Origin of the sequence: Bradyrhizobium sp. 197 (assembly GCF_023073375.1) — a bacterium.
In the GTDB taxonomy this organism is placed as follows: domain Bacteria; phylum Pseudomonadota; class Alphaproteobacteria; order Rhizobiales; family Xanthobacteraceae; genus Bradyrhizobium.
Genome location: NZ_JADPJJ010000001.1, coordinates 22,426 through 32,303, shown reverse-complemented (window position 1 = coordinate 32,303; position 9,878 = coordinate 22,426). Strand labels below are relative to the sequence as shown.

The 9,878-nt window shown below is 59.6% G+C and carries 10 protein-coding genes and 1 pseudogene; 9 read left to right on the top strand and 2 right to left on the bottom strand.

The features are described from left to right. The 4 genes and pseudogenes from IVB27_RS00160 to IVB27_RS00145 all read left to right on the top strand — a co-directional run. Positions 1–411: pseudogene (locus tag IVB27_RS00160) on the top strand (hypothetical protein); the annotation flags it as partial. Positions 412–1,525: 1,114 nt separating this feature from the next. Continuing rightward, positions 1,526–2,422 carry an NAD(P)H-dependent flavin oxidoreductase gene (locus IVB27_RS00155; protein WP_345946789.1) on the top strand — a complete coding sequence of 299 codons (897 nt, stop codon included), beginning with the start codon at positions 1,526–1,528 and terminating at the stop codon, positions 2,420–2,422. A gap of 256 nt (positions 2,423–2,678) precedes the next feature. Then, complete coding sequence (locus tag IVB27_RS00150) at positions 2,679–2,957, top strand: hypothetical protein (protein WP_247440441.1); 279 nt, start codon at positions 2,679–2,681, stop codon at positions 2,955–2,957. A gap of 110 nt (positions 2,958–3,067) precedes the next feature. Further along, positions 3,068–3,313, top strand: coding sequence for an IS110 family transposase (locus IVB27_RS00145; protein WP_247440439.1), 246 nt, complete (start codon positions 3,068–3,070; stop codon positions 3,311–3,313). A gap of 231 nt (positions 3,314–3,544) precedes the next feature. On the opposite strand, the gene IVB27_RS00140 is transcribed toward IVB27_RS00145, so the two are convergent. Both IVB27_RS00140 and IVB27_RS00135 read right to left on the bottom strand, forming a co-directional pair. Next, positions 3,545–3,892 (bottom strand): hypothetical protein, encoded by a 348-nt coding sequence (locus IVB27_RS00140; protein WP_247440437.1) that lies wholly within the window; start codon positions 3,890–3,892, stop codon positions 3,545–3,547. Between the two features lie 238 nt (positions 3,893–4,130). Then, positions 4,131–5,330, bottom strand: a complete 1,200-nt coding sequence (locus IVB27_RS00135) for a pyridoxal phosphate-dependent aminotransferase (RefSeq protein WP_247440435.1) — start codon at positions 5,328–5,330, stop codon at positions 4,131–4,133. Positions 5,331–6,134: 804 nt separating this feature from the next. On the opposite strand from IVB27_RS00135, the gene IVB27_RS00130 reads away from it, so the two are divergent. From IVB27_RS00130 to IVB27_RS00110, 5 genes are all read left to right on the top strand, one after another. Beyond that, positions 6,135–6,428, top strand: a complete 294-nt coding sequence (locus IVB27_RS00130; protein WP_247440433.1) for a periplasmic substrate-binding domain-containing protein — start codon at positions 6,135–6,137, stop codon at positions 6,426–6,428. A 148-nt stretch (positions 6,429–6,576) separates the two neighbouring features. Further along, a complete protein-coding gene (locus tag IVB27_RS00125; protein ID WP_345946788.1) occupies positions 6,577–7,179 on the top strand; it encodes a transposase in 603 nt (200 codons plus the stop codon). Then, positions 7,173–7,526, top strand: coding sequence for an IS66 family insertion sequence element accessory protein TnpB (gene tnpB / locus IVB27_RS00120; protein WP_247440431.1), 354 nt, complete (start codon positions 7,173–7,175; stop codon positions 7,524–7,526). Before IVB27_RS00125 ends, tnpB begins: the two co-directional genes overlap by 7 nt. Before the next feature lie 51 nt (positions 7,527–7,577). Then, positions 7,578–9,143 (top strand): IS66 family transposase, encoded by a 1,566-nt coding sequence (gene tnpC / locus IVB27_RS00115; protein WP_247440429.1) that lies wholly within the window; start codon positions 7,578–7,580, stop codon positions 9,141–9,143. Further along, on the top strand, positions 9,140–9,742 hold the full coding sequence (locus IVB27_RS00110; RefSeq protein WP_249811002.1) for a plasmid pRiA4b ORF-3 family protein: 603 nt from the start codon (positions 9,140–9,142) through the stop codon (positions 9,740–9,742). Before tnpC ends, IVB27_RS00110 begins: the two co-directional genes overlap by 4 nt. Positions 9,743–9,878: the final 136 nt, after the last annotated feature.

Genomic DNA, 9,878 nt, shown 5'->3' with positions numbered 1-9,878 from the left:
GCGAGTCGCAGAGGCGGCCAGCTACTAACTCGAGCTCGCGGCTCATCGAATGCATCGGCCTGCCCGCACCTTCGTGCTCCCGGTGCCTCTGTCCCGATGATCGCACCATACGCTGCGATCTTGAATATCGCAGCGGAACATCGGCACCGAGAAACTCTCATACCGGTTACCAACCCCATCGAAAGCACCTTCGCCACCGTTCGCCACCGCACCATCCGATCGAAGGGCTGCCTGTCCAACAAGACGGCACTCGCGATGGTCTTCAAACTGCTCGAGGCCGCGCAGAGAAGCTGGCGTCGTCTCGATGGCCACAACCAGTTGCCAAAACTCGTTGTCGGTGTGACATTCAATGATGGGATCGAGGTCATCGCCAAGCCGACCGACCGTCAGCCCATAACCGCCGCCGCCTGACCGGCTCCGGCCGTCACCAAAATTTGGCGATAGCTCGAAAGTAGCGGCGTGAATAATCTGCCAAAGTAGTCTAGGGCGTCGGCTGCTAGACAATGAATCATGGCAGCTCTCATATGATGATTGTTGTGACCGCAATTATGCGTTCCATACCAGACAGAAATCAATGACTCTTCGACCATCCACCGTTGCGTCATCGACCTGCGCGCGTTCAAAACCTGCAATTTACGTCGCTTCCTGGTCGGCCTATTCATGGTGACCTCCTCCTATCAAGCGATTGCACGACCAGCAAGCACGGTTCTCTAGGATTGCGGTGGTTGTTTATATTTCAGCCAGAAACGTCGCAGAACAACTCTTTCACTTACCTTAGAGCTGTAAGCAACTCCCCTACTTAGTCTGGTAGAAACAGACAGTAACAGTACGGAACCACTCGAATCGGTTTTGGCCTTGTTAGCTCGCAACGAATGTGATTCGCTGAAGAGCATGTAAGCCAAGCTGCGGATGATGGTACTCGGCCTGCATATCTAGCAGCGTGCCGATGATCGCCAAAATCGGACGGGGCCGTGAGAATTCGCGAGCAGGAATTGCGCCTTGTTCGCTCCGCTCGGGTCAGCTCCCAAATGTTAGTAGTTGATCTAGAACACAGGATAATGCCACTGATTTATCTGTGGAAGCGTAGAATTGATTAGACGTCACCGCATTCGGGAGAAGCAATGAACGATCCTTAGACAACATCGAACGCGACTTTTCGCTAATGGCCCCATCGATCCGCTAGCCCTGCAGGAATGTAGTGCGCTCAGCTCTGCTTATGACGACGCTTAGCTTGAGACGCAGTTTCGGCCTCCAGGGATCGCCCACCACACCGCCATAGGAAGACTTGAGGACGCTCAGGCGGCGCCGTCATCTGGTGCTGCCGAAAAACGCGTGCTTACCGACGCTTCAATGCCGATCGCCAATGAGCCCTGATCTCAGAAGACAGGCGGGTAGACATGACCGCGTTTACTGATACGCGAGCCCAGTTTGGAGGAACAGCTAGTTGATGAATACACTTTCCCAGAGAAGCCGGCTGCCGGCACCTATCGCATCCCGGTTGGGCGTACCCTTGGTGGTCGCTCCCATGTTCTCCGTTTCGGGGATAGATCTTGTGACTACTGTATGCCGGGCCGGAGCGATCGGTGCTTTTCCCACGGGCAACGCCCGATCAGTTGAGGAGCTCGATTACTGGCTAAGCTGCATTGAGCACGATTTCGCTAAGCTAGATCGGCCGGCGGCGCCGCACTGTCCGAACCTCATCATCCAGCAGCCACGGATGAGCGATGATCTTGCCTGTCTCGCGCGTCATAAGGTGGAAATTGTGATAACCAGCATGGGATCGCCGACCCCCGCGATCGAACCGCTGCACCAAATCGGTTGTTTCGTGTTCGCCGCCGTTGCGTCGCTTAGGCACGCCGAAAACGCAATCGAGGCTGGCGCCGACGGTTTGGTTCTGCTAACTGCGGGAGCTGGAGGCCATACTGGCTGGGCCAATCCTTTTGCCTTTGTTCGGGCAGTTCGTGCCGCCTTCGATGGTCCGATCACACTTGCGGGCGGTGTCACCGATGGCACTTCGCTCGCGGCAGCACGTTTGCTCGGGTGTGATCTCGCCTATATCGGTACTCGCTTCATTGCCACGCGTGAGAGCATGGCGAGCGCCGCCTATTCGCAAATGTTAGTGGACAGCACTCTTGATGACGTCGTGCAAACTAGGGCTTTTACGGGACTCAATGTCAGTATGCTCCGGCCTTCGATCGTAGCCGCTGGTCTGGACCCCTCGAACCTCGATGAGTCTATCTCCGTTTCGCGGGCGACACAAATGTATGGCAGCAACAATCATGGCGAAGGACCGCGGCGCTGGATCGACATCTGGAGTGCCGGCCACTCCGTTTCAGGTGTGCGCTCGATCGTGGGCGCGGCGGAATTGGTACAGGAGATCGCCGCGCAGTACGAAGTGGCGGTGGCTGACCGGATCAGATAAGTGTCGCCACGGGCGCTCGATCGCGTCTATATCTTGCAGACGATGTTCCCTGAGTACCGGAGTCAAACAAGATGCACTTCGGAAGGCTCAGGCTGTGTCAAACTCATCGACCAGAGCGTTACCTCCGGTTCAGAGCGCTCAGCTGCGCTTCAGCGTTAGGATATTTCCCGTGTTAGGAACGAGCTATGCCTTCCGCCGCTGGCCTCCTGACGTTCTCGATGAGACGTGATGACTTGTTCCGCGGGTTTAATCCAGTTTGAAGTTCGTTCTGGCCCACGACAAGGACCAGAGCGATGCAGCGCAGCCGCTTTCGGAAGAGGTGGGTGTTCGCTTCCGATCGTCTGACCTATTTGCCGCGAAGCACGTTTTGACTGACGATCATACCGATTCGATCCAAGGAGCAAAAGTCATGATCTACGTCGGTCTCGATGTTTCGTTGAATTCCGTTGCAATATGTGTGGTGGACGAGACTGGAAAGATCATCCTGGAAGGGAACGACGTTGGCGGACGCGCCGTCGATTGTGCAGTACCTTGAACCATGGGCCGGTGGGCCTGAAGGCAGGATCGACCTCGCCGCAAATCTAACCGAACTGGGAGTGCCGGCCGTCAGTTTGGAAGCCCGCCGTTAAGGCGGCACTTTCGGCCATGCCGGTGAAGACCGATCGGAACGACGCCCGTGGGATCGCGCAGGTGGTGAGAACGGAATCGTTCAAACCTGTCCACGTCAAGAGCATCGGCAGCCAAAGGGCGCGGATATTGGCGGCTGCTCGCAAGCATATCGTCCGCTCCATCGCTGCCGCGGAGCAAGTCATCCGAGGACTTCTGCGTCCGCTCGGTCTCAAGACCGGTATCGTCTCGCGGAATCAATCTGTTCGCGACGCGAGTTCGTGAGTTGGTCGGCGGTGACGCCATTCTGGAGGCGATCATGAATCCGCTGCTCGCCGGACGCGAAGCGCTGATGCGGGAGTGCGCCCGATTGCGTCGTCTGGTTCTGAAGGCCGTGCGCAGCGATCTGGCATTCGGCTCTTGATGACGATGCCGGGATCGACCCGGTTTCTGCGTTGACCTTCCGCTCCACTGTGGAGATCCCAGGCGATTCCTGCATTCCCAATCCGTGGGCGCCTATCTCGGGTTGACGCCCGGCGATACCAATCTGGCGAGATTGCATCGCGTTCTCAGGCCATCAACCCGATGGTCTCCGATGAAGGCTTGAGCGGTGTTGCACACCGGCACGGAAGCAAGCGTGCGAAGGTCGCGCTGGCCAGAAAGATGGCTGTCGCGACGTTGGCAGCTTCGAACAGAGCCGTGCGCGTTCTCCATCTCCGACTTTTGTGATCCGTCCCACCCCATCACATCGGCATGCTGTCTGTCCTCGATCACAACGGCGCTGGCGCCGGCCCGCTTATATTCCGTGATAGCGTGAATGACGTTGATCGCATTGCCATATGCCCGTATCAATGTCCGTGACAATCGGCAGCCTCGTGCGTCCGGCGATCGCCCGCAGCATGTCCAGATGCTGTGTCATTGAGATGAGCTCATGTCCGGCAGCCCATAAAGCGCAGACAGCTCAAAGCCGGACGCCCACAGTCCGTCAAATCCGGCTTCTTCCGCGAGAATCGCCAAAAATGGGCTGTGGGCGGCCACGATGTGGACCGGGCCAGTCCGGCCATGCGGGCGCGCAGGCTTGGCACGGACATCAGAATAGCTTTCAGAACAGGGTCGCGCAGGCGGCGATGATTCGGTCGCAGGCGCGGTTGAGGTCCTCGAGCGAGGAAGCATAGGAAATCCGGATATAGGGCGAGGCCATGAAGCCGCTGCCGGGCACGACAGCCACGGCGAAAGCGTCGAGCAAATACATCGCAAAGTCACTGTCTGTTTCGATCAGCTTGGCGTCCGGCGTGCGCTTGCCGATAACCCCCTTGCAAGAGGGGAAAACATAAAAGGAACCGTCCGGCACACGGCAAGCAAGCCCCTTGGCCTGGTTCAGCTTGGCGACGACAAGGTCGCGGCGCTTCAAAAACGCGCGCACGAACTCTTTGATATGGTCCCGCCTCCCTGACAGCGCCTCGAGCGCGGCATGTTGAGAAATCGAGCTGGTGTGCGAAGAAGTCTGGCCCTGGATGAGGTTCATGGCCTTGATTAGCGCCAGAGGTCCGGCACCATACCCGACGCGCCAACCGGTCATCGCGTCAGCTTTGGACACGCCATTGACTGTTAAGGTGCGCTCGTAGAGATCCGGCGCGACTGCGGCCATTGTTGCGAAGTCGGCGCCGTAGGTGAGCTTTTCATAGATGTCGTCGGATAGCACATGCACATGGGTACGTTCGTGCAACACCGCAGCGAGCGCGAGCAAATCACCTCGGCTGTAGACTGCGCCGGTCGGATTGCATGGCGAATTCAACATCAACCATTTGGTGCGCGGCGTGATCGCCTTCTCCAGCGCCCGGGGGCGGAGCTTAAAGCCATCGAGTTCGCTGCAGGCGACGAGCACCGGCTTGCCGCCGGCCAGCGCCACCATGTCGGGATAGGAGACCCAGCATGGCGTTGGGATCACAACCTCGTCGCCCGGATCGAGGCTAGCGAATAGTGCGTTGAACACGACCTGCTTGGCGCCGCAGCCCACCGTGATCTGGTCAATACCGTAATCGAGGCCATGATCGCGACGGAGGCTCTCGCCGATCGCTGCCCGCAGTGGCTTGATTCCGGCGGCCGCCGTGTATCTTGTATTCCCGTCGCGGATGGCTCGGATGCCAGCTTCACAGATAGCGGACGGCGTGTCGAAATCCGGCTCACCCTGGCTAAGCGTAATCACGTCGGCGCCCTGATCGCGCAGCTCGGCGGCGCGAGCCGTCATGACCTTGGTTTGAGAGGGACGGACGAGTTTGAGCCGTTCTGAAACGAGAGACAAGACGCAATATCCTTCGATTTCGAATGAGCGGTTTCGGGGCGTCTACCCGAACGCGAACGACCAAACTAACCGGGTGATCGCAGCATTGGATAAAATCATCGAAGATTGCGAAAGTGTATCGCTTCTTCGTGCGGCTCTGTTGGGCCGTTCGCAGTGCGTTGCGTCTTCGCTCTCCCTCTCATCAGCCTGCGCCAGGAGTGCCAACTATCGCATCTTCGCAAGCTTACATCGACTTATTCGATATAATGTCATCCTGCCGTAGCAGGGTCGCACACAATCGCGAATATGCCTGATGACACAAGCGCCCAATTTCGGTAGTCCGCCAATATCAGTGCCGATCTAAGAATTCGCGGGCGCGGCATCCGTATGAATGGAAGTGGAACCGGAGGGGTGATGACCCACATCGAACTGACGTGACGGCAAGCCCTCGCGGGCGCGGTTGCCGCAAGCGTGTTGGCCAGCACAGGCGCCGGTGCTGTGGAGGGTGAGCCTAAGGCATTGACGCGTCGCCGCCTCAAGGTCGGCATGTCCGGATTTCCGCGATCGTTAGACCCTCATCGCGACCGATACTGCCATTCGGCGGACCATGCCGCAGCTTTTCGAAACGCTGATCACCTTCGACCATGCCCATGATATGGCGCTACGGCCCGGCTTGGCCGAGCGTTGGGAGCGGATCAATGCGCAGTGACTGCGGCTGTTCCTGCGCAAGGGAGTGGCTTTCCACGAGGGAACGTCTTTGACGGCGCCGAAGATGTCGCCTTTAGTCTTGGTCCTGACCACCTGCTCGGAGCTGGACGCCGCGGAATGTCCCAGGCGCTTCAGTCCCTTGATCGGCTCGAGAAAGTCGAAATCGTTGATCCTTTTATCGTCATTGCCAAGGGCGGCGACGCGCTCCTCGAGCAGCGTTTGGCTGCTTGGGGATCGGAGATCGTCAGTCAGAGCGCCTTCGTGGCGGCGGGCTCGTGGGAGCGGTGGACCGCAGCCCCTGTTGGAAGCGGTCCTCGCAAGCTCGTCGACCGCAAGCTCGATATTCGTGTCTCGCTGGCTGCCCACGATTCGTATTGGAGCGGTCGCCCCCCTTTCGATGGCATCGAATAGCGCCTCATTCCCAAGCTTTCCGCGCGCGTGAACGGCCTGCTCGCCAGCGAGCGGACTCGGAAAAGAGACGTTCTATCTGACACCTGACGCGATCCTGGTTACTGCCGGCAAGACTGTTGCCGGGTTCGGCTACGAAGAGGTTGAATTCATGTTTCGAAGCGCTCGCTTTATCGAGGAAGAGACGCCGCCCGCCGACGCGGCTGTCGTAGACCAGACTTGGCGCCAGGTGAATCGTAAGGGCGGCCCGGACCGGCGCTTCAACGTAAGCGGGGCTGCGAGGCCCATCAGATTGTTTGTGCGTAGACCTATGAGCGCCGTTAGAAGAGTCATCTTCTGCAAGGGTGCTCACAATGGACGACCATTCGGACGACATAAGACGACCGTTGTCACCGCGCATAGAAGTGTACGCCGGCGGCGGCCGGAAAAGGCGCAGATCGTCGCGGACAGTCTCGAGCCGGGCGCGATCGTAACAGATGTCGCACGTCGCCATGGCTGCCGGCCCCAGCAGGTGCATGACTGGCGGCGCCGGGCGCGTTCAGGTCAACTGGTGCTGCCAGCTGCGGGGGGAGCACTGTCGTTTGTGCCGTTGGTGTCGGAATCGTCGCCATCGGTGGCTGCAGCTCCCTCCGGGTCGCCGGAAGCAGCCGTTGTGACGGTTGAGCTCCATGGGGCACGAGTTGAGGTGCGAGGGACGCCTGGCCTTCTGTTGAGTGATGTGTTTGTTGCGTTGCGCCGGACACGTTCATGCTGACGGCTCCCGCTGGCCTCATGATTTATGTTGCGACCCGACCTGTAGACTTCAGGAAGGGCGCAGATGGCCTGGCGCTGTTGGCGAAGGAGACGCTGGGCCACGATCCGATGAAGGGCGTGGCGGTGGTCTTCCGTGCGAAGCGCGCTGATCGGGTGAAGATTGTTGTCTGGGATGGTAGTGGCCTCGTGCTGTATTGGAAGCGGCTTGAAGGCAGCGCCTTCAAGTGGCCGCCGGTCGTTGACGGCGTCATGCGAATGAACGCCGCGCAGTTGTCCGCGCTTCTGGCCGGCATGGATTGGACACGCATGCATGCGCCTCGAATCTCGCAGCCGAAAGCGCTTGCGTAGGACATAAAATCTTCGCTGCATCGGGGCGCGAAGCATGACAGACTCGGGCCAATGAGTGATTTGCCTGATGAGCTGCCGAGCGATCCAGCCGAGTTGCGTGCCTTTGCCGCGGCTCTGCTGGATCGCTGCGCCAGGCTCGAGCGGTTGCTCAAGCTTGCAAAAGACGCGCAGTTCGGTCGATCGTCGGAAAAGCTTGACGCTGATCAGCTCCAGCTTATTCTGGAGGATATTGATCAGGCTGTCGCGGCTCTCGAAGCAGCCGAGGACCGCGCCAATCCCAAAACACGCGAGAAGAGAGCTGCCGAGCGCAGGGCCAATCGTGGCAAGCTGCCGGAGCATTTGCCGCGCATCATCGAGACCCTGATGCCCGCTGCAACCTGCTGCCCGTGCTGTGCAGGCGACCTTTTTGAGATCGGTCACGATGAGAGCCAGAGGCTGGACGTCGTACCGGCGCAGTATCGCGTCATCGTCACCCGCCGCCCCAAACTGGCCTGCCGCGCCTGTCACGGCGTCGTCCTCCAGCATGCTGCTCCCGAGCGATTGATCAGGGGAGGACTGCCGACCGAGCGGCTCGTCGCGCATGTGATCGACGCCAAGTATCATTGGCATTTGCCGCTTTACCGCCAGGCGCAGATGCTGGCGACGCACGGTATCGCCATCGACCGTTCCACGCTCGCCTTCTGGGTCGGCTACGCCGCCCAGGAATTGAAGCCCTTGTGGCATCGTCTGCGCCAGCTTCTGCTCGCCTCTTCGAAGCTCTGTGTCGACGAGACCCCCGCACCGGTATTGGATCCGGGGCGCGGCAGGACCAAAACCGGCTACTTCTGGGCGCTGTCACGCGATGACAGGCCCTGGGCCGGACCTGACCCACCTGGTGTGGTTTACGCCTATGCACCGGGCCGTGGGGCCGTTCATGGCTTGCAGCTACTTGAGGGCTTTCGCGGCATCATCCACTGCGACGGTTATCAGGCTTACAAGACTATGACCCGAGAGACGCGTGCGGACGCCTTGTCCGGGACGCTCGCCTTCTGCTGGTCGCATCTGAGGCGCCAGTTTGTGAAGATCGAGCGCGAGGCTTCGCCGGCGCCGGCGCCGGTTGCCCGCGAGGCTCTTGAGCGCATCGCCCAACTTTACGCGGTCGAAAAAGCGCTCCGCGGCCGATCAGATGTCGAGCGCCGTGCTGGCAGGCAGGCGCATGCCCGACCTCTGGCTACAGCCTTGAAGCAGTGGTTTGAGGCCAAGCTTGATCACCTTGCACAGAAGAGCGACACGGCGAAGGCCTTGCGTTACGCGCTGCGTCATTGGGACGGCTTGACGCTCTATCTTGATGACGGGCGCATCGAGATGGACACGAATGCTGTCGAGCGTGCGATGCGGCCGATCAAGCTCAACGCCAAGAACGCCCTGTTCGCCGGGTGTGACGAGGGTGCTGAGAATTGGGCAGTTCTGGCTTCGTTAATCGAGACCTGTAAGCTCAATGGCGTCAGTGCCGAGCACTGGCTCGCTGATGTTCTCGCGAAGCTCGTCAATGGTTGGCCTGCGGCGCGACTGGACGAACTGCTCCCTTGGGCATCGATCTACACGATGCATGCACACGATCCGAGGCTGGCGGCATGAGCCTGAACACGACCGCGGTCCGGATCAAGGTGACCCTCAAGGACGTAAAACCGGAGGTGATGCGTCGCCTTGTCGTGCCGCTCACGCTGCGCCTTGATCGGCTGCATCTGACGCTTCAGGAGGCATTCGGCTGGACGAACAGTCACCTCTTCGAGTTCTTCGCTGGTGAGGCACATTGGGGGATTCCCGACCCCGACAATGATTACGGCCACCAGCCCATGGATGCCCGTAAAGCGCGGCTTTGCGATATCGTTCGAGAGACCGGCGCCAAGACGATCCACTATCTCTATGACTTCGGCGACAGCTGGGATCACGTGATCAAGCTCGAAAAATGGTTCGACAACACCACGACGGAGGGCATGCCCTTCCTGCTCGAGGCCGCCGGTCGTTGTCCTCCGGAAGACGTCGGTGGTGCGCCAGGCTATGCCGAATACCTCGACGCCATCAGCGACCCTGCTCATCCGGAGCACGAAAATATGCGCCGCTGGGGCCCGGAGCGGTTCGATCCCAACGTGATCGACCGGAAGACCCTCGAGGCCGCCGTCAACGCGTTGTCCGACACATGGAAACCGCGGCGACGCGCCACGCGAACAAAATAGACGTCAAGCGCGATTCAAAAGGGCCGCAGAGCTACGCTTACGCTTCAACAACAACCGGGAGCTACCGATCGGCCGCCTATATGGTAAAATCGATCTTCGCTCATTCGATGGAGTGAACCCGCGGATCCAGTGTTCG